This is a genomic window from Aerococcus viridans, from assembly GCF_001543285.1.
GTDB lineage: Bacteria > Bacillota > Bacilli > Lactobacillales > Aerococcaceae > Aerococcus > Aerococcus viridans.
The window spans coordinates 2,091,927-2,113,342 of record NZ_CP014164.1; the positions used below are offsets into that span (position 1 = coordinate 2,091,927).

Consider the following 21,416-nt stretch of genomic DNA (forward strand, 5'->3'; position numbering starts at 1 on the left):
ATTAAGCTTCCAACAGTTGAAATTCGTCCAAGGTTTGGTCGCGGAATCTTGTCTTCCACATGACTAAGAGCAGCATGGTCACTAGACCGATTGTCTGCAAGCTAGCAATTAAAGATACATCAAAGTTGTATAAACCGTAAGCCATAGCCAAGAAAGTCGGCAGTGATAAGGCATTTAGGATTAAATTGATGGACTCTTTATAAGTTTCAATAGACGTAACCGGGCTCCCCTTGGTCATATAGAACATGAGGGCTGCAATCCCAACTAAGAATAGGTTCATGGCTAGGAATATCAAGCTAATCACACTCGAGAAGATCAAGACCACTAAGACGCGGTTTTGGTCTAACCATTGCTGGCTCAAACTTTCCTGAACACCTGCTTGGTCAAGCCCTGTCAAGTCGAAGTCTTTGGTATAAAGGACCGTTGCCGTTGGCGCCCCAGCTTCCATTAAGACGAATTGATTCTCTTGGAAAATGAGTGCCGTTTTCCCGCTAGCTGCCAGTGTCTCTAGCTGGTCGTCTGCTAATCCAAAGGCGACGGTTCCTTCAGCGCTTTCTGAAACCACTGGTTGGTCGATCAGCATTTCTCCATTTTCAAAGGTGACTTGCTGAATCTCGTCTACCACTTGGTCGTCTACAAGGGCCATGGCATTGGGATAGTAGTCGGTTACGGGAAACTCGGTCATATTGGCATAGTTTAAGGTTACTGGAACTATCATCAAACCATTTAAGAAGAGGATGACCAGCAACATTTGCCACCATTTGAGGTCATGGCGGTTAAACCAAATTTTGCTTGGTGTCCAAATACTCTTAAAGTAATTGATGGGAAATATTGCTTTTAACACGTTCATCGCCTATCTTTCTATCTGCTAATTGCTTGCTTAATCCGTAAGTTACTTGTGAAAAATCATGTATTACCCTTTCGTACCACCAGCAGTTAAACCAGATACAAAGTTCTTTTGTAAGTAGAAGAACATGATTGAAATTGGTAAGGCGATTAAAAGCGCCCCTGCCGCGAATAAAGTTACCCGTTGTTCACGAGGGTTGGTAATAAATTGTTGTAACCCGATGGCTACGGTGTAATTTTCTGGTGAACGCAAGATGAAACGGGCTAGCATGTACTCACCGAATGGGGTCATAAATGCCCATAAGGCTTGCACTGAAATCATTGGACGCACTAACGGTAAGACGATTTGTCCAAAGGTCCGTAAGTGGCCTGCCCCGTCTAATTTTGCGGATTCATCTAGGTCAATTGGCACGGTATCAAAATACCCTTTCATCAACCATGAGTTCATTGGGATTGACCCGCCGACATAGGCGAAAATCAAGAACCATAATTTGTCTAGCCCCCCAACTAGTAAGGCCATAACGTAAAAGGCGGTCAAGGCTGCTGTTGTTGGAACCATTTGAACGATGATGAAGAACTTTAGGGATTGCTTCCGCCCTGCGAACCGGTATCTTGAGTAGGCATATCCGGCTAAGGTAATAATCGTTACCTGTAAGGCCATGGTAATCACCGCAACGATTAAAGTATTAATATACCACTGACCGTATTGGGTTTCTGTAAACAAGCGTTCAAAGTTACTTAGGGTAAACTGACCTGAGAAGTTCAAGTTAAAGGCAATTAAGTTTCCACCCCTGAAGGCTGATGTAATGGTAATCAGTAAGGGATAGATGATGATGATTGCCATAAAGACTAAGAAGGCATAGGTAAAGAATTGGGTCCAAAAGCGGCCGCGTTTTTGCGTGTTAGCTAATTTTTTCTCAGCCATGGCTTAATCCTCCATTTCAAAAGCATTGGTGTATTTAAAGATGATCAATGAAATCACAATAACTATAGTTGAGATGATGATGGTAATCGCGGATGATACGTTATATTGTGGCGATTGCCCTGTTGTCAACTTGTAGACCCATGAAATCAAGATATCTGTAGTCCCGGCATTGTTCCCTACTGAACCAGGTCCACCTTCATTAAATAGGTAAATCATTGTGAAGTTGTTGAAGTTTCCTGTGTATTGCGTGATTAATACCGGTGCCGCAACTGACAAGATATGCGGGAAGGTAATGAATCGGAATTTTTGGATTGGTGAAGCCCCGTCGATTGAAGAGGCTTCGTACCACTCACCTGGTATAGATTGTAGAATTGACGTGGTCAATACGTAAATGTATGGGAAACCAAGCCAACCCTGGATAGAAATCAAGGCCACCTTGGTCCAGAATGGGTCCGTTTTCCAGGCTAGTGCTGGAATTTCCAAGAATGGGATCAAGTTATTGATAAACGGAATGACCTGGGAGTTGATGGCTCCGGCAGATGGGTTGAACATATTTGAAAAGGTTAAGATTGAGATAAAGGCTGGTACCGCCCATGGTAATAGTAGGATAACCCCGAAAAAGCGACGGAATTTGATGAATGGTTGGTTCATCAGGATTGCTAGGAAGATGCCTAGTCCTACTTGTAAGGTTGTGGCTAATAGGGTCCAAATGACGGTCCATGAGAATACGGCACCGAATGTTTCTCGGTAGGTTGTTAGGGTAAAGATTGAACTAAATGTCTCAAATCCTGTCCACTCGATTAATTTAGCGGGTGGAATGTGTTGAAAGTCGTAGTTGGTAAATACGATTAGGATCGTTACCACTACTGGGAACACAATGGCAAATAACATTAAGATATAGGCTGGGATGGTTAATAGATAAGGGAAACCTGATTCGTAAAGGTTATTTAAGATATCCTTGGCTGATCGGTTGACCTTGTCTGGGTTGATGGCGTTTAGTTTAGCCACATTGCGCGCATCCCACATTTGTACGGCGTAGAAAATAAAAAAGATGACAGTTATTAATAATTCAAGTACCCCTTCAATTAATAAGAAGAGGGAATGATCTTCACGAGGTGTTACACCTAGGGTAATTAAGCCATTGAAGGCATCAAACCCAAAGCTGAATAAGTGGAGAATGTATAAGGCAAAAATCACTAAAAAGATGACGCCTTTAAGGACTTGCTTGTTTACAAATTGCCCACCACCAGGGATGATTGAGGCCAAAGTCGCTTGATTGATACGACTCTTTTGCTCAGAAGTGAAGTTCACTTTTTTTCTTTCTTTTGCAGTTTTAACCACTGCAACCAACTCCTTCACTAGAAAACCATGACAAGTATCATAGATTCTTTTTGTTTAATGGTTCATTACTTAAAAATTTATGCCACTTCTTATAATAAGAAGGATGGCTCAGCGATGATTACTAAACCATTAGCTAAACCATCCTCAAATGTTTTAAAGGGGTGTCACTTAGTATTTTTGTGCAATGTTATCTACAATCACTTGAACAGCGTCATCTGCTGATTGTTGTGCAGATTTGTTGCCTGATACTGCATCAAACATCATTGTTTCAGCACCTGTCCAAACTTCAGCCATTTCTGGAATATTTGGCATTGGTACAGCATCGTTATATTGCTCGATAACAGCGATAGCTAATTCATTTTCACCGGCATCCACAATTGCCTGACGGGCTTGTTGGTTAGCTGGTACTTCTGAGTTAAATTCATGTAGGCTATTCATATTTTCTTCAGTCGTTACATATTCTAACCATTGTTGTGCGGCTTCTTCATTTTCAGTATAGCCTGAAATAACCCAGCCCTTACCACCACCGAATGTTTGGTAAGCTTCCCCGTTTGGCAATGTTGGGATTGCAGCAACGCCGTAGTCAACGCCACCTTCTTGGTAAGACGCTGCAGACCATGGTCCGCCGATTACTGCAGCTGCACCGCCAGAGATGAAGGTTTCATCTACGAAGCTACCAGCTGAAGTTGTATCTAACATACCTTCTGGCCATTTTTCGTACCATGTTTGTGCGTATTCAATCCCTTCAACAGCACCTTCAGTATTTAAACCGATGTCAGCTGTATCAGTACCATCTTGTCCGAAGATGTAGCCACCGTAACCAGCAATTAAACCGTAAGCAGAGTAGAAGTCTACCCAGTTTGCTAAGAAGCCGGTGTTTTTGCCTGATTCAGAAGAGTAGTCATAAGCTGAATCTTCTGACAAGGCTTCTAATTCTTCAAATGTTGTTGGGGCAGTATCGATTAATTCTTTGTTGTAGTAAAGGACTAAGGCTTCAACTACATAAGGCATACCGTAAATTTCGTCATTAGCTGTTACTTGACGCTCATCTGTTTCGTCATAACGACCATCATCTGGCAGTGTTACTGGTAATAAATGTCCTTGAATACCTAGATTTCCAATCCGGTCGTAAGGGGCGATTGTCACGTCTGGCGCAATCCCTGCTGGACCATCTAATGAAAGTGAATCTAAGGTTTCGAACATTTCACGCTCAACAACTTCAACGTCAATCCCTGTCTCTTCTTCAAAAGCTGGGGCAATTTCATTTACGTAATCCACGTAGTCAGCACCAACTGATACCTGTAAGGTGCTACCGCTTGCGCTATCTGATCCGCCATCTGAACTAGCGGATTCTTCGCCACCATTCCCACATGCTGCAAGCACTAAAGCAGCTGACGCTGTTACCAAACCAAAGGCTGTTTTCTTCCACTGCAATTTACTCATTTACTTTTCCTCCTAAAATATAAATACCCATAATGTAATCGCTTGCACAAATTATTGCACACACTTTCGATCTTTGCAACCGTTTTCGTGTAAGTTTTAAAAATATTTTTTTACTTTTAATATATTGCAAAGTATTTTTTACTGTCGACTAGTTTAATTTACACTAACCATGTAGGTTCCCTGTCTCACTTTAATGTAACCGCCTTCAATACCTGCAAGGTTCGTGAGGACAATTTTTGTATTTTTCTCTAGACCAATCTGCAAGTCTTGATTACCCTGGTTAAAATAGGCGCGCAAGGTTTGTCCTCGGTAAGTCTTTGTAAAGGCTAAAATTCGCTCACTAGGCAAGTCTTGTGACCAGTCTAGGGTCCCCAAGTTGATGAGATCACTATAGTTCCGTCGCATTTGAATCAGATCCTTGGTAAATTGCCACATAGCTTGGTCTTGCTTGTCCTTTTCCCAGACCATGCATTTGCGGTTGTCTGGGTCGTTGCCACCGTCCAGACCGATTTCCGTGCCGTAATAGATGCAAGGCGTGCCGGTTTGAAGGAAGGTGAAAGCAAGAGCTGACTGGACTTTATCCTTGTCGTAATTGGCCCGGGTTAGGATTCGGTCGGTGTCGTGTGAATCTAATAGGTTAAACTGGGCCTGGTTGGTTTGCGTTCGGTAAAGCATTTGTTGACTGGTCATCCGGTCTATAAACTGCTGGTTGGTCAGCTCACGATTTGCTGTCTCGTCGCCTATTTGATCTTTTGATGTCAGTCCTATTGATCCTGTCGGTCCAAAAAAGAAGTCCTTGATTTGGTCTGTCATCGGATAATTCATGATGGCATGGAATTCGTCCCCTTCAAGGAAACGCTGGGCTGAATGCCAGATTTCGCCCACAATATAGAAATCTTCTTTCAAATTTACGCAAGTCCGATGGAAGTCTTTCCAGAATTGATGGTCCACTTCATTGGCAACATCCAACCGCCAACCGTCGATATCAAATGTTTGAATATAGTGACGGGCAACGTCTAACAAGTAGGCTTTTACCTCAGGGTTTGCCGTATTTAATTTGGGCATGTGGGGTTCAAATGCAAAGGTCTGATAGGTCAATTGCTGGCGGTCAAACCGCTCGCCGCCACTATAGTCAATCGCCCCAAAGGCTTGAACAGGAAAGTCTTGGATATGAAACCAATTTTTGTAGATAGACTGGTCTTGATTTTCCAAGACGTCTTGCCATTGGCTGGATGCATAGCCGATATGGTTGAAGACAGCGTCTAGCATTACTCGAATGCCCCGAGCATGGGCTTGACTGACCATTCTGCCAAATAATTCAGCGTCACCGAAGGCTGGATCGATGGTCATATAGTCGCTGGTATCGTATTTGTGATTGGTATCCCCTTTAAAAATCGGGGTGAGATAGATGCCAGTGATCCCCAAATCAGCCAAATAATCCAGATGGTCGATAATCCCTTGCAAGTCTCCGCCATAGAAGTCATCATGACGGGGATGGGCCCTTGAACCCCAAGGCAAGGTGTTTTCTGGGTCATTTGTGGGGTCTCCGTTCGCAAACCGTTCAGGGAAAATCTGATACCAGACCGTATCTTTCACCCAAGCTGGCGTCTTAACGCGGTCACTTTCATGAAAATACGGCAGGCGGAAATAAGCATTGACTTGGCCTAAAATATGGGTATCACCTCCTGGGTAAACTCCGCGGTCACAATAAAAGACCACATTCCCGTCAATGTCCTGGACCCGAAAGGCATAAGCTAGACGGTTGGGCGCTAATGGCCACTCACACTGCCAATAATCATGGAGGTCACTAGAGGCGACTTTCGTCATTTCCTGACTGGTCTGGTACCAAGCCTCCGAATAATGTAGATAGGTATCCCCCGCCAACAAGTCCACCTGGATTACGTCATTTTTCTTGGTCCGCAGGCGAATATGGACGGTATCTTCATCATATAAATAGGCAAATTCACTCTCCGGTCGGTGGTATAAAGCTGCTGCATCCATTGGTTCTCCTCATTTCTATGTTTTATTTTGACGCGCACAATAAGTAATCGCTTACATCCAAAGATAGAAAAATAGCTAATGGCCCATAACCATTAACTATCCTCCTAATCGACTTCGCTGACCCTAAGATTTACCTTCTTCAAGCGGTAACCATCAAGCCGACATTTTTCTTTATGACTATATTAAAAGTGAATTTTACCTACTTCTTGACCGCCATCGATTTGTTGGTCAACGCTAGCTAATTCAATCCGGTCAATAGATTCACTGTTCGTTACAACCACAATCACTGTTTTTTCTTTACCAGCCTCTTCGATCGCTTGTAAGTTCATTTCGCCAACCACTTGACCAGCAGTCACTTCTTGGTCCACGGCTACCGTTAAACCAAAGATTTCCGGGTCGAAATTGTTGGTATCAATCCCCATGTGAATCAATACTTCAAGGTCATCGCTCGTTTGAATCCCGATTGCATGATGGCTTGGGAAGATCGACACGATTTTACCAGCTACTGGCGCATAAACTTTAGCAGTTTTAGCGTCTGCATCAGGCTCGACAGCGTAACCGTCACCCATCATTTTTTCCGAGAATACAGGATCATTTACACGAGAGATATCTAATAATTGACCAGCAACCGGTGCAAAAACAGGTGATGTTTGACCAGATGAAGCCGATTTCTCAGACACAGCCGCCGGTTCACTGGAAGCCGCCTTGCCTGTTACCTTGTCAGAAGGTGCCGGAATTGCAGTACCAGCGTCCAACAAGTCGTTGATGTCAGATTTTAAGATGTCAGATTTTGGTCCGTAAATGGCTTGTACACCAGTACCGCGAACCATTAAGCCCATAGCACCAGCTGCTTTCCAATACTCATCGCTAGCTACTTTTTCAGTGTCCTTAACTGTCACACGTAAACGCGTCATACATGCATCTACATAGTCGATATTTTCTTTACCACCTAATAGGTAGATAACATCGGCAATTTGTTGCTCGTTCGCATTTGAGGCAATGGCTGAAGTTTGGCCGTCAGCTGATTTATCAGCTTGTTCAGCCCCCAATCCCTCTTCGTAGTTCCCTAAACGACCAGGTGTTGCATATTTAAATTTCTTGATCATGAAGTTTGCAATAAAGTATGTTAATACACCAAATACCAGTGTCACCAAGATGAAGTTGATCACGTCACCAATAATACCGGCTTGCGCTGATAATGGGATACGGGTCAAGAATTCAATAATCCCAAATGAATGCACGCGTAGGTTTAACACATCTGCCATAGCAAACGCCGCCCCTTGGATCACCGCATACACCACATATAAAGGCATAGCAATAAACATAAACATGTATTCCAATGGTTCAGTTACCCCAGTTAGGAAAACGGCAGCCGCAGCTGAAATAAACATTGGTTTATATTTATCTTTCTTATCTTGGTCAACATTGCGGTACATTGCGTAGGTTAACCCCATCAAGATACCTGAGGAACCAATCATTTGCCCAACTTTGAAACGAGCTGGCACCCAATTTTCTAGTACAAATTGATAATTTTGCGTGTCACCAGCATTGTTGAAGTTTGCTAAGTCAGTTGCCCAAGCTAACCATAATGGATCTTGTCCAACTACTTGTGCACCCGCTTGCGCACCCGTTAAAATTTCATAAGTACCACCAAGTTCGGTGTAGTTAATTGGAATAGTTAGCATGTGATGTAAACCAAATGGTATTAGTAACCGTTCTAATGTACCAAAGATAAACGGTGCTAAGATTGGCGCAGTATCTTGGGATGTTGCAATCCATTGACCGAATGCATTAATACCTGATTGAATTACTGGCCAAACTACAGCTAATCCTAAAGCTGTTGCTAAAGCCCATACAATCACAACAAATGGTACAAAACGCTTCCCATTAAAGAAAGATAACACTTCCGGTAGCTTACGATAATTGTAGTATTTATTGTAGGCACTTGCCCCAATAAAACCGGAAATAATCCCTACAAATACCCCCATGTTTAAAGCTGGCGCTTCTAGAACACTAGTAAAGTAGCCATTTACAGGAATCGTTTGACCAAATACCGTGCTTGTCACAGCAGCAGGATCAGCTAACATTTCAGCTGTAACGCCAAACAAGGCACCTGTAATCCGGTTAATTAAGACAAAAGCAACAGCTGCCGCAAAAGCCCCTCCTGCACGTTCTTTAGCCCAAGAGCCACCAATTGCAATGGCAAATAATAAATGTAAATTACCAATAATGGCCCAACCAATTGATTCTAAAACGCCACCTGTAGTAACTAAAAAACTAATATTTTCAGCAAACAAGGGAATGGTCTTACCAATTGAAATCATTAAACCTGCAGCTGGCATTACTGCAATAACAACCATCAAGGCCTTCCCAAACTGTTGCCAGAATTCAAATGTAAACAGTCTCTTCATTTTTTTTGCTCCTTCATTTACACCGTTTTGATAACGGTTTCATATCTCGAAATAAATTATACACCGTAAAACACTTTTGTGCAACCGTTTGCATCTTTTTTTAAACTATAGCAGAAAAACCGCGAGAATTTCCCACTCCCACGGTCCTTTTAAATGTTTTATTTAATTAAAAATACTGCCCTTCTTCTTGCTATTTCTAACATTTGTTAGCCTTAAATATTGTAGATAAATCAGAAAATCTAGCTAGTAATCATTCTAATGTTGCCATATTTACATACGTAGTTTCCATATTTATCTTTATATTTAGCTTCTAGTCAATAGTTTCTACCAGTACACCTGAATGGTCTGATACGGCCTGCTGACGTTCGCCATCAAACACAACTTCGGATTTCTTTACAGCTACCCCTTTTGGTACGAAGATATAGTCAATACGAATTTGTTCTTTAAGCCCGGTCCAGCCACCGATTTCTTTCAATACTGTCGGTCCACCGACAGTTTCTTCTGCAATCGTATATGAATCTGTAATAGGAATAGCCGTTGACACCATGTAGTCATAACCATCTGTACCGGCAGGATTATTAAAGTCACCCATAAAATAAATTGGTAACTTAGTTCTAGTTAGGTATTTTTCAGTTTCTTGCCATTCATAATGAAATTCTTCATTATTTTCCCCGTGCCACCATGAGAAGTGACCAGAAACCGCCATAAAGCTTTCGCCATTTGGTTTAGTGATCTTAGCCGTAAGAATACGACGAGTTTTATAGTCATACCAATTATGACTTTTTGACACGTTATAGCTAGTGACGCTATCAATCGGGTATTTTGATAAGATCGCTACACCCTCTTGCATTGTGTCATGCGCAATATGAGTCATAGCCCACGCCCAATAGTAGGTTTTGCCTAATTCCGCTAATAATGCTACTAAACGCATAGCAAAATTATCTTCTTTAACATTCACTTGCCCATCCATAGGGACAAAGTTCACAATATTTTTAACGTCTACTCGATGTCCGATAATTTTCTGATTAACTTCTTGTAAGCCCACTACATCGATATCCCATTCAGCAATCGATTGCGCAATAAAAGCTAATTTTTGATCTTGATTTTCTTCACCATAAGAATGAGTATTTAATGTTAACAGTTTCAACTAAATTAACGCTCCTTTTTATTCATTTTGATATCAGTAACTTGTCTATTTAATTCGATTATAACTCAAACCCTTTAATTCACAAAAACATAATGTGAAGTGAAGTCAAATCCTCTATTAACAATCAGACATTAGCTACCCGTACTAATCCGCCAGATAGCAAAACGAATAAAGGCTGCAATCAATAGCATGGCCATTTCACCAGCAAAGCGGCTAATATTATGCTTTGGTGATTTGAAAAGGACTTGGAAGGCATCTCCTAGTCTCACTTTTAAAATTACAACACTAAAGGCAATTAAAATAAAAATCAAGATGGCCATTCCGGTGTTGCCAATCAATAAAAACCCAATCAAGATAAGTAATAAACTGATATAAAATTGCCCTAGACTATCTTGTGTTTGGTCAATTTGATCCCACTTAGATTTGATTAAAAAGCCCCCAAAAGGCAGGATACATACAGACATTAGTGAAATCACTGTAAAGACATTCGTGGTCAAGTTTTCTAGTAAACCCAGTCCTTGCGCGTTGCCTTGGAAAGTTAATAGGGCAACATATAAGATGGGTGCAATAACCAGCAATATAATCACAAAATGTACCATTCTACTTAAATTTTTTCTAGTCATAGGTCACGCTCCTCATTTTCTTTCTGTAATCGTTCTTGTTTTCGCACATATTCAAAATAGGCAATTGCTAATAAGTTGGTGGCTTGGTGGATAGGTAACATAGATGCAAAGGCTTCATCCTTATAATCAAAGCGTGTTGTTTTAAAATAGATTGTATAATCGGCTAAGCTAGCTAATAAACTGGTATGCATTTCACTCACCGCGATCAGGATGGCCCCTTTACTCTTAAAGATTTTCAATTCTCGTTCAATCAAAGCCACATTGCCACTAAAAGACGCCACAATCAGCACATCTCCAGGTTTAATAGATGCACTTGCAATTTTTAGTTCCAAAGGTGCTGAAATATCGATAGAAAATTTATTGTTCAATAAAATACTTCTTCTAAAATCGTTTAAAGCGTTCTTTTGCGCCCATCCAGTCCCATATAAGAAGACATTATCCGCATCAAAAATACTTTCAACAATGGGGTCAACCTGCATATTACTGAACATCTTAAAGGTATCTTGGGTATCGGCTGCTAACTGCCCCATTGGATCAATTTCACTATCATGCCGTTGATTTTCTGCTTCATTGTTGAGGTAGAATTTGAATTCCGCATAACCTGAAAAGCCAATTTTTTGGGTGAAACGGGAAATCGTCGATTTTGAAACAGCCAAAATCCTTGCTAATTCAGTGATAGACATCTTCCTAACCGTCTGACTATGCTTCATGATATAGTCAAAAATATAGATTTCATTTTCAGTTAATTTACTATACAAGTCGTTATAGATATTTTCTATAGGTTTCATAAATGCCTCCAAAATAATAAGAGTGGACCTCGGCCCACTCCTATTATATCAAAAGCGTTTACATTTAATAGATTAAGATAACTCAGGCCAGTATGATGCGTTTGCCTCAATTAAATCATCCAGAATTTGTTTGGCTACACGTGCATTTGGCACGGTTCTTGATAAGGTAATAGCTTGCCATAATTTTTGATAAGAACCTTCGCTCCAAGCTTCAACCACTAATTTTTCAACGGCCACTTGTTGCTCCATTAAACCTTTTTGGAAGCGCGGAATTTCGCCCGTTACCAATGGTTCAGGTCCGTTTGATGTAATGATACAAGGGATTTCTACCATGGCTGTTGGATCAAAGTTCACGATTGATCCATTGTTTGGCACAATCAACAACATTCTTTCACGCGTATTATACGCCAAGGCTCTCGCTAAATCGACAATATATGAGGCGTGATCATCTGCTTTTAATGTCGTTTTAGCACCTGAACCATAATTCACTACTTGGTTACATTCTGAGAACACTTGTTTTTCACGGTGGTCCATTACTTCATTAGCCCGCGTATAGTCTGGATTAGCTATTGCTACTTCATCTTGAGGGTATAGGTAGTATTTTAGATAGGTATTTGGCAAGGTATCTTCATCCAGCCAAGACACTTCCTTTGCTTTTTCATAGGTATGCATCCAACTTTCTTCCACTTCCTCTTCAGAAGCATCAGCCAATTCTTCTGGCGTTACATAACCATGTTCATGAACCCACTCTTTTAATTTTGGCATTAAATCGTTGCCTTCATGGTCACGGATATCTGTCCACCAACCAAAGTGGTTTAATCCATAATAACGAACAACGAAGTCTTTACGAGATTTAAGTCCTAAAATATCCGCCATTCGGTATTCAATCCCTACAGGCATATCACAAATGTTGATAATACGGCTATTCGGACGTAATTTTCTAGTCGCTTCTGCTACGATTGCTGCTGGGTTAGAGTAGTTTAACATCCAAGCATCTGGAGAGTATTCTTCCATATAGTCAATCAATTCAAGTACGCCACCGATTGAACGCATACCGTATGAAATACCACCTGGTCCACATGTTTCTTGACCAATTACTCCATATTTTAATGGAATTTTTTCATCTTTTTCACGCATGGCATATTTACCAACACGAATGTGGGCCATCACGAAATCAATGTCTGTAAAAGCTGTAGCTGGATCGGTTGTAGCCACGAATTCAATTTCTGGTGCGCGTTCATTTAGGATAATTTCACAGGCATCGGCAATTTGTTTTTGTCGGTCCCCATCGTTATCGTAGAATTTAATTTGACGGATTGGGAATGTATCTAAATTATCCAGTAACATCATGATGATACCTGGTGTGAAAGTTGAACCCCCACCTGCTACAAGAATCGATTGTTTCTTTAATGTCATTATGAATTCCTCCTAATGCAATTGTTTAGTCGCTATTTTTCTATACCTCTATGCTAACAGAAAATTAAGCGTTTTCACTGCTCACTCAACCTTCTGTTCGCATTTCAGCATTTATGCACTTGTTCCAACTTACGGAAATTGTTCCTTAGTTTTTCGCTTTACCTGTCCGTTTAGCAATTTCAACGTCCACTTCATCACGAACTTGTGGGACATCTAGTCCAATAATCACTTGAATCGCTTGACCCTTACGTACCACCCCATGCGCACCGTTTGCTTTAAATTCTTTATCAGTGGCTAATGCATTTGGGTCTTTAACTGTTAACCTCAACCTAGAGGCACAGTTGTTAACGTCAGTAATATTTTCTGGACCGCCTAACAAGTCAACATAGTTAGATGCAGTTACCGCGAAACGTCCACGACTAGGATCATTTGCAGCCTCTTCAGCATAACTTGAAATAGCTTTATTACTTGCTTTTGATTCTGAAGGATCCTGGCTAGTATCATTCGGATCAAACCCAGCTGCTTCTTGTTTCTTCTTATCTTTATAATCTTGTTTAGTGTACATTTTCACTTCTGCTTCATCATCTTCACGTCCAGGTGTTTTCAAATCAAATTTATTAATCATCAAGCTGAAAATCACAAAGTAAATACCAGAGAAGATTAAACCAATCACTAGCCAAGTGATAATTGCACCAAAATGATTAGACCACATTGGAATAATAAATTTAGAAACAACTGCAATTAGACCAGAACCTATATCTCCTGCAAGTCCGAATAAGTACATAGTTGTTGCGAGTGAAGCTGCAAGTAAGGCATGGATAAAGAATAGTTGTGGCGCGATAAATAGAAAAGTAAATTCAAACGGTTCTGTAATCCCAGCCATAATCGCTGTGAAAGCTGTTGGCAATAGTAGAGATAATACTTCTTGGCGTTTTTCTTTTTTCGCTGTCGCATAGAAAGCTGCTGAAATACCAATCGGTGCGAAAATTTTTGACATATTATGCAACCCAAAAGCGCCTTCTGGGAACTGTTCACGTAAAGGTGCTGGATTTGAAGCAATCACATTTAATTGATCCAACCAAGCACGTTCTATTCCACCTTCAATCACTGCAGGGCCATAGACAAATGGTTGGTATACAAAATGATGCAGTCCTGTTGGAATTAAAATACGTTCTAAGAATACATATGCGAATACACCGAAGGCACCTGAACTCGCCAACCAACCCTGTAATGTTGCAATACCACCTTGAACCGCTGGCCAACCCCAAGCTGTTAGGAAGGCTAATGGTAACATGATAAAGAATCCTAAGATATAAACGAATGTTGACCCTTGGAAAACACCCAACCAGTCTGGTAGTTTAGTATCAAAGTACCGGTTGTGTAGCCAAACAACAATAGCCGCTACGGCAATGGCACCAATAATATTGGTATCCAATGTTTTTACACTACCAATCAGTTTTAACCCACTGACACCACCTGGTTCTGCGGTATAATCAACCCCAAAGTTCGTCCCCCAAATTTCAAGGATTTTAGCCAGGAAACTTTGAAAAGTCATGTAAACAATAAATGACTCCAAGCTGGCACGACCAGCCGCTTTTGTTGCTAACCCAATAGGTAAACCAATTACAAATAGCAATTCAATTTGATTAAATACTGTCCAACCACCAGATTCTAAAATCGACCAGATATTTCGCCAAAGACTGCCCTCGGATGCGATACTACCCATAATCAATTCATTTTGGAAAAGAATCGAGAAGGATAATATAATACCCGCGAACGAGAATAACAGCACCGGCACAAACATTGCGCCCCCAAACCGTTGTAATTTCGCCATCATAATTTCTTCACTCCTTTTTGTTGAATATTGCTTCCAATACTGTCATCTTAGCATTGCTTTTTTCTATATGCAAACGCTTACACATTTATTGAGACAAGTTTTCTAACCCGCACCCAGTTCCAAAGAAAGGAAATTGACCCAAAAAAAAGACCGTATAGCGATACGATCTTGTGAAGGTTAAATAGTTATCAATTTACACTATAAGTAAATGGTTATCTTAACCCTACTTACATTTAAATCAACTGAAACACAGGTTTTTTGGAGGGGCGAACCCGACTTAAGGGTGCGAGACAAGACACTAAGAAAGAAGTAGCGAAAGATTAGACTACGCTTCTGCTAAGTATTTCTCTTCAAATTCATCTAGCAATGCGCGTGCTTCTTCCGTTGATTCAGTTTCCATTAGGCCAATACGTAAGTCGTTGGCACCACGGAATGAGCGGATGTAGATTTTAAAGAAACGACGTAATGGTTTATATGGACGACCGTCTTTGGCAGCATTCTCGTCGAACAAATCTAGGTGGTATCTGAATAGGTCTAACAATTCTTTTGGTGTGTGGTCTCGCGCTTCTTCTTCAAAGGCGAACGGGTTATGGAAAATTCCACGACCAATCATGACGCCGTCAACACCATATTTATCCACTAATTCTTGACCGACTTGACGATTTGGAATATCACCGTTAATGGTTAATAAGGTTTGTGGTGCTATTTCGTCGCGTAGTTTTTTGATTTCTGGAATCAATTCCCAGTGGGCGTCTACTTTAGACATTTCAGTCTTGGTTCGTAAATGAATCGATAAGTTGGCAATATCTTGTTTTAATAGTAGACTAAGCCATTCTTTATATTCTTCTGTATTTTGATGACCAAGTCTTGTTTTCACTGAAACGGGTAGGCCACCTTCTTTAGCTGCTTGAATTAATTCAACCGCTACATCTGGACGGAGGATTAACCCTGATCCTCGGCCGTGTTTAAACACGTTAGGTGCTGGGCATCCCATGTTAATATCTAAACCAGCATAGCCCATTTCATTCATCCCTTTAGCCATTGCCGCAAAATGATCAGGATTGTCTCCCCAGATATGCGCTACGATAGGCTTTTCATCTTCTGTGAATAGTAATCGTGAATTTAATGAATCGCGACCTTTTGGATGTACATATGATTCTGAATTGGTAAATTCTGTAAAATAAACATCTGGTTTAGCTGCTTTTTGAACTACATGACGAAAAACAGTATCTGTTACATCTTCCATTGGCGCTAAAATAAAAAATGGTCGTGGCAATTCTTGCCAAAAGTTTTTCTTTTCTTCCACAATAAATTCCTTTCTCTTTTTCTTATATATTGAATACAAAATAAAAAAGCGATTCGCTTTTTTACTTACTCTAGAATTTTTGCTTACAGCGTTACATTATCTCAAATCTGAACCACAATTGGAAGCAAAATATCTTATATCATCATTACATTTTATTCTCTCAAAACTTAACCTGAAATATTACCCTTTTCTTTTTGTCTGTGATATAATTCACATGTAAATAGGGATAACAATTTTCCTACTTTTATATATGCGGTTTCTATTGTGAATTTTGTGACATAAACTAGGAGGTTTATTATGGTTAGGGTATTTGCAAGTCCGGCACATTATGTTCAAGGTAAAAATATTTTAACAAGTCAAGTAGCTGTAGACTACATTCAAAAGTTAGGTGATAAGGCCTTACTACTAGCAGATGATGTTGTTTGGGAAATTGTTGGGGAAACCCTAAATGACTCATTGACGGCAGCTGGCATGACCATTATCCGTGAGCCTTTCCAAGGTGAAGCTTCTACTGCAGAGATTGATCGCGTAACGAAAATTGGTCAAGACAATGATGTAAATCTTGTTTTAGCACTAGGTGGTGGGAAAGCTATTGATGCAGGGAAAGCCATTGCAGATGACCTACAGTCACCAGTGGCTATTTTACCAACCGTTGCTTCTACAGATGCACCAACTTCTGCGCTATCTGTTATTTACTCTGAGGAAGGCGCCTTTGAGAAATACCGATTCTACAAGAAGAATCCCGATCTAGTCCTATTAGATAGTCAAATTATTGCGCAAGCACCAGCTCGTTTCTTCGCTTCAGGAATCGCTGATGCACTGGCAACTGCAGTTGAAATGCGACCAACTATGACTGGTAACCACGATACCATGGCCGGTGGGAAAACAACTTTAGCTGCTCAAGCGATTGGAGACAAGAGCAAGGAAGTCTTGTTCGCTGACGGAGTTAAAGCTTTTAAATCCGTTGAAAAACATGTAGTCACACCAGCAGTTGAGAATGTTATTGAAGCCAACACACTTCTTAGTGGACTGGGCTTTGAATCTGGTGGTCTTGCAGCTGCCCACGCTATCCATAATGGTTTCACAGCTTTAGAAGGTGACATTCATCACCTAACCCACGGTGAAAAAGTTGCTTATGGTACGCTAACACAACTCTTTATGGAAAATCGTCCAACTGAAGAGATTGATGCTTACATCGACCTGTATCAAGCTTTAAACTTACCTACTACCCTAAAAGAATTACACTTGGATCCTGAAGACCGTGATGCCTTGATTCGCGTGGGTAAACAGGCCACAATTGAAGGGGAAACAATTCACAACATGCCATATATCGTCACAGCTGAAGACGTTGCAGATGCCTTGATTGCTGTAGATGCATACGTAACCGGCCGCAAATAAGCATAAAAATGACCAATTCCAAAATTGAAAGCGACTGAGATATACTCAGTCGTTTTTTTACATGTAACTTAAAAAGATGATTTAATGCCATAAGAAGTCCATGTATAGGTGGTTTTGTGCTGCCCATGTAGCTTCTGAGTGGTCCCCCCCTGCTGCTAAATGCATATAAGTTTCACCACCACGATCTAAGAATGCTTGCTCAAGATAACCAGCCTGCTCTAAGCGATCTTGATTCACTTCTTGGTCACCAAAGGACAAGTATAATCGAGTGTCTTGGTCGATAGATTGGCGTCCCAATTCAGCCACTAATTCATCAAAACAAAAACCAAAAGCTGGTGATAATGCGGCAACTTTAGAAAAAGTCTCATTATGAACAACTCCACCATAATAAGCCATTAAGCCACCCATAGAGGAACCAGCAATTGCTGTGCCCTCACGCCCCGCAATAGTTGGATAGTTATCATCAATAAATGGTTTTAGTTCATTAACTAGCCAATCCATGAAATGATCTCCATAACCATCAATTTGACCAAAATGTGCTGTATCTACTGAATAAGGACAATATTCACGGAGACGTTCACCGTCTTCATGGCTACACTCAACGCCTACAACAATCAGCTCTTTATTGTAGGTATCCAGAAAATCCAATAAATCCCAAGATTTTCCATAAGTTGCCATCTCGTCAAAGAATAAGTTATGCCCATCAAACATGTAAAGAACAGGATAGCGTTGTTTACTTTCTGACAAACGATCTGGTAAATACATGTGGACTTGTTTATCCACATCCTTAAATGGAAAATGAAAAGCAAATTGTTCATACATAGTCGCACAACTCCTTATTGATACTTACTTTAATACACCGTGTAGAAATAGCAGAAAGACTTTACTTAAATCCATTACATGATTTTCTCCACATCCGGGAAAATATAAGGCACAATTGTCATAAAATACTAACCAGCAATTGAATTAGGATTGACTTCTTCGGTTAATCGGCTACTAAATGATTGGAATTAACATAAATTTTACGCGTGCAACTGCAATAATTCCTTGCATGATTGTCGAATCTTTTTCTCATAATGAAGCCATTCCTTTTAAATAGTCCATTTCATTATAAGGCAAAAAAGCTGAAACAGGTATTGTTAATTACTTTTATTAGTTTTATACTAAACGAAACTTATCGATTGATAAGTTTATGAATTTTAAAACAACACAATTAATTCAACAAGCTCACCAAACTACCAGGACATTATGAGAAAGAAGGTCATATGATGAATTCAACAATAAAGGTTGGTTACGCCTGCTTGAACCTAGACTTAGATCGAGGGTTTAAAACTTGTCGTTTTGCTAATTTAACTAATGAAAAATGGATTGAGTTAATTAGCTGGAATTTAGAAACACTTAAACAAATGTTGATTTACACTGCAGACCACAACATTCAAATGTTACGGTTATCAAGTGATTTAATTCCTTTTGCGACTAAGGATAAAGATGAGGTTGATTTAAACTGGCAGGTATATTTTCAAGATGAATTCGATGCACTAAAGAAGCTCATAAAGAATTTAGACATCCGCATATCCTTTCACCCTGGTCAATATACTGTGCTAAATTCACCAAAGGAGGATGTAGTAGAGCGCGCAATTGCTGATTTGGATTATCATGCCGATTTGTTGGCGTTATTGGGCGGTGATCAAAGTAATAAAATGGTGATTCATATTGGTGGTGTGTATGGCGATAAAGACGCCGCAATTCAACGGTTTATTCAAGTAGCTAATAGCCTTTCTAGTAAGATTCGTCGTCATTTAATCATCGAAAATGATGAACGCTTATTTAATATTGAAGATGTCTTGTATATTAGTCAACTCACTCACTTACCTGTTGTATTTGATAACCTACATTTCAATATATTAAAACCCGAAAATAGCCGTAGCATGAAAACCTATATTGAATTAGCTGGTCAAACTTGGACTACTAATGATGGTAGACAGGTTATACACTATAGCCAACAAGCATTAGGTAAAAAACCGGGTGCGCATACTAGAACGACCGCACTTGATCCATTTATCCATTTCATTCAAAATGAATTAAGTGGCCCTATTGATATCATGTTAGAAGTAAAAGATAAAAATCGGTCTGCAGAAAAAATCCAATTATATCTTGACCAAGATATTGGGGCCGCCGAAAAGTTATGGGCACGTTATAAATATGACGTGATGGCAAAGTCTTTAAATATTTATCAAGCCATTAGAAACCTTTTAAAAGATAAAGAGCACACTGATTTTGAAGCCTTTATCCAATATCTTGAAACTGCTGAAAACTTACCAGAAGATATTGGTAATGAAATAAATGCTGGACAACATATTTGGGGATACTTTAAAAACCAAGCCACCGATACTGAGCGTGGTAAGTTTAAACGCAATCAAGAAAAACTACAAAACCAAGAAATATCGATTACACAATTCCGTCGATACTTGAATCAATTACTGAAAAAGTACCCAAATCCATATTTAGCTGACAGTATTTACTTCAAGCCATTCAAATAACTACTTAAGATAGGAAGATGATAATAAATATGGCAAAACATGTAATGGTAGTTGGGTCAGATATGGGCGGTATATCCGCTAGCCGATTACGACCCGCAAGCCATTAAGTAGATATCCATGAGAAAAATGATTAACCAGTTGGTAAGATGCCCCAATCCAAAAATGATGATCATATCTTCAGAAGTTTCAGAAATTATAATTGAAGGAAAACACGCTACACACCGGAAGATTTCAAAAGTAAATTTAATGTAAACCATGGAGCGACTTTTGGCTTAGGATCTTCTTTGGGGCAAAGTAATCACTTTAGGCTACCTTTAAAGAAAAAAAGGGCAACAATTTATACTTTGCTGGGTCAAGCAGCCCTCCAGGTGCCGGTGTAGCGATTATACTCTCCTCAGAAAAATTACTGCCGATGAAGTCATGTTGGATGATGGTATAAAATCCTCCTCATCATCAATTGTTGCAACATTACTATAGAAACTAAATTGAAAGGAAGATATTCATGAAAAAATATACCCAATGGCCCGTAATTTATCTCATCGCATTTGCTGTAATGATTTTTCTAAATTACTGGTCTGCCACTAACGTTGGGATTGTCGCAAATCAAGACCCTGCACTCATTCAACCTGCCGGCTACGCTTTCTCCATTTGGGGAATCATCTACATACTCACTTTTATTTGGATCATTCGCTTATTCTTTAATCGTCAAAAAGCGCAACCAGTAGTAGATAGATTAACTTTTCTGCCTGTTATCAATTTCTTTCTGAACGGTTTTTGGATTATTACCTTTACCCAAGAATGGTTGCTTGTTTCTACAATCATTATTGCTTTATTACTCATCAACTTAGTCACCATATATACAAGATTATCGGATATAGATAGCCGACACTGGCTTGATCGTTTACCATTCTCTATTTACTTTGCTTGGGTAACTGTTGCAACAATTGTCAATATCTTCACCTGGTTTATCGGTGCCGGCATTAATTCTTTCATTGGACTTTCTGAGTTATCTTGGACCAATATCATGCTAGTAGTAGCTAGTCTATTAATGGGTTACATCACCTTTAGATACAAAGACATTGCCTTTCCATTAGTATTCATTTGGAGTTATGTAGCGATTTTAATAGAAAACCAGTTTAACTACGTTTCTTTAGCGGTTATCCTTATCATCTGTATCATTGCACAGTTGGCTAGTGCCAGTCTATTGATGAAACAGTACTTAAGCAAATAATAACTTAAATAAAAAAGCTCCCTAAGTGCACGCTTAGAGAGCTGAGACAAAAAGTATTCGCGGTTAGCAGATGGACCTGGCTAACCTTTTTTTGTGCATCCCAACAACAAACGATACACCTAGTATAAACCGGATGCAAGTATAGCTAGGCATGGTTAAATTG

The 21,416-nt window shown here is 40.0% G+C and carries 16 protein-coding genes; 3 read left to right on the forward strand and 13 right to left on the reverse strand.

The window, feature by feature from the left end; genetic code table 11:
* Nucleotide 1: 1 nt before the first annotated feature.
* The 12 genes from AWM76_RS09785 to AWM76_RS09840 form a co-directional block, all read right to left on the reverse strand.
* A complete protein-coding gene (locus AWM76_RS09785) occupies nt 2-850 on the reverse strand; it encodes a DUF1189 family protein (RefSeq protein ID WP_003143204.1) in 849 nt (282 codons plus the stop codon).
* Nucleotides 851-913: 63 nt separating this feature from the next.
* Nucleotides 914-1,771, reverse strand: coding sequence for a sugar ABC transporter permease (locus AWM76_RS09790; protein ID WP_003143205.1), 858 nt, complete (start codon nt 1,769-1,771; stop codon nt 914-916).
* A 3-nt stretch (nt 1,772-1,774) separates the two neighbouring features.
* Nucleotides 1,775-3,112 carry a carbohydrate ABC transporter permease gene (locus tag AWM76_RS09795; RefSeq protein ID WP_050774126.1) on the reverse strand — a complete coding sequence of 446 codons (1,338 nt, stop codon included), beginning with the start codon at nt 3,110-3,112 and terminating at the stop codon, nt 1,775-1,777.
* A gap of 168 nt (nt 3,113-3,280) precedes the next feature.
* Complete coding sequence (locus tag AWM76_RS09800) at nt 3,281-4,555, reverse strand: extracellular solute-binding protein (RefSeq protein WP_003143209.1); 1,275 nt, start codon at nt 4,553-4,555, stop codon at nt 3,281-3,283.
* A gap of 153 nt (nt 4,556-4,708) precedes the next feature.
* The gene (locus tag AWM76_RS09805; protein ID WP_003143210.1) at nt 4,709-6,556 is read right to left on the reverse strand and encodes a glycoside hydrolase family 13 protein; all 1,848 of its coding nucleotides are present in this window, start codon (nt 6,554-6,556) and stop codon (nt 4,709-4,711) included.
* A gap of 182 nt (nt 6,557-6,738) precedes the next feature.
* Nucleotides 6,739-8,967, reverse strand: coding sequence for a PTS transporter subunit IIBC (locus tag AWM76_RS09810; protein WP_003143211.1), 2,229 nt, complete (start codon nt 8,965-8,967; stop codon nt 6,739-6,741).
* Between the two features lie 310 nt (nt 8,968-9,277).
* Entirely contained in the window at nt 9,278-10,114 is an 837-nt protein-coding gene (locus AWM76_RS09815) for an endonuclease/exonuclease/phosphatase family protein (RefSeq protein WP_003143213.1), read from the reverse strand.
* A 131-nt stretch (nt 10,115-10,245) separates the two neighbouring features.
* Nucleotides 10,246-10,737, reverse strand: a complete 492-nt coding sequence (locus tag AWM76_RS09820; RefSeq protein ID WP_003143218.1) for a hypothetical protein — start codon at nt 10,735-10,737, stop codon at nt 10,246-10,248.
* Nucleotides 10,734-11,525 carry a MurR/RpiR family transcriptional regulator gene (locus AWM76_RS09825; protein ID WP_003143220.1) on the reverse strand — a complete coding sequence of 264 codons (792 nt, stop codon included), beginning with the start codon at nt 11,523-11,525 and terminating at the stop codon, nt 10,734-10,736. The genes AWM76_RS09820 and AWM76_RS09825 overlap by 4 nt, the downstream gene beginning before the upstream one ends.
* A gap of 72 nt (nt 11,526-11,597) precedes the next feature.
* Complete coding sequence (locus AWM76_RS09830; RefSeq protein ID WP_003143221.1) at nt 11,598-12,941, reverse strand: 6-phospho-alpha-glucosidase; 1,344 nt, start codon at nt 12,939-12,941, stop codon at nt 11,598-11,600.
* 145 nt (nt 12,942-13,086) lie between these two features.
* Nucleotides 13,087-14,778, reverse strand: a complete 1,692-nt coding sequence (locus AWM76_RS09835) for an alpha-glucoside-specific PTS transporter subunit IIBC (protein ID WP_003143222.1) — start codon at nt 14,776-14,778, stop codon at nt 13,087-13,089.
* A gap of 325 nt (nt 14,779-15,103) precedes the next feature.
* Nucleotides 15,104-16,024, reverse strand: coding sequence for a tRNA dihydrouridine synthase (locus AWM76_RS09840; RefSeq protein ID WP_050774129.1), 921 nt, complete (start codon nt 16,022-16,024; stop codon nt 15,104-15,106).
* A 357-nt stretch (nt 16,025-16,381) separates the two neighbouring features.
* On the opposite strand from AWM76_RS09840, the gene AWM76_RS09845 reads away from it, so the two are divergent.
* Complete coding sequence (locus AWM76_RS09845; protein WP_003143224.1) at nt 16,382-17,482, forward strand: glycerol dehydrogenase; 1,101 nt, start codon at nt 16,382-16,384, stop codon at nt 17,480-17,482.
* An 81-nt stretch (nt 17,483-17,563) separates the two neighbouring features.
* On the opposite strand, the gene AWM76_RS09850 is transcribed toward AWM76_RS09845, so the two are convergent.
* Nucleotides 17,564-18,304, reverse strand: coding sequence for an alpha/beta hydrolase (locus tag AWM76_RS09850; protein WP_003143225.1), 741 nt, complete (start codon nt 18,302-18,304; stop codon nt 17,564-17,566).
* 446 nt (nt 18,305-18,750) lie between these two features.
* On the opposite strand from AWM76_RS09850, the gene uvsE reads away from it, so the two are divergent.
* A complete protein-coding gene (gene uvsE, locus AWM76_RS09855) occupies nt 18,751-20,022 on the forward strand; it encodes a UV DNA damage repair endonuclease UvsE (protein ID WP_106427323.1) in 1,272 nt (423 codons plus the stop codon).
* Nucleotides 20,023-20,524: 502 nt separating this feature from the next.
* Nucleotides 20,525-21,253, forward strand: coding sequence for a tryptophan-rich sensory protein (locus AWM76_RS09860; RefSeq protein WP_003143227.1), 729 nt, complete (start codon nt 20,525-20,527; stop codon nt 21,251-21,253).
* The last annotated feature ends 163 nt before the right edge of the window (nt 21,254-21,416 follow it).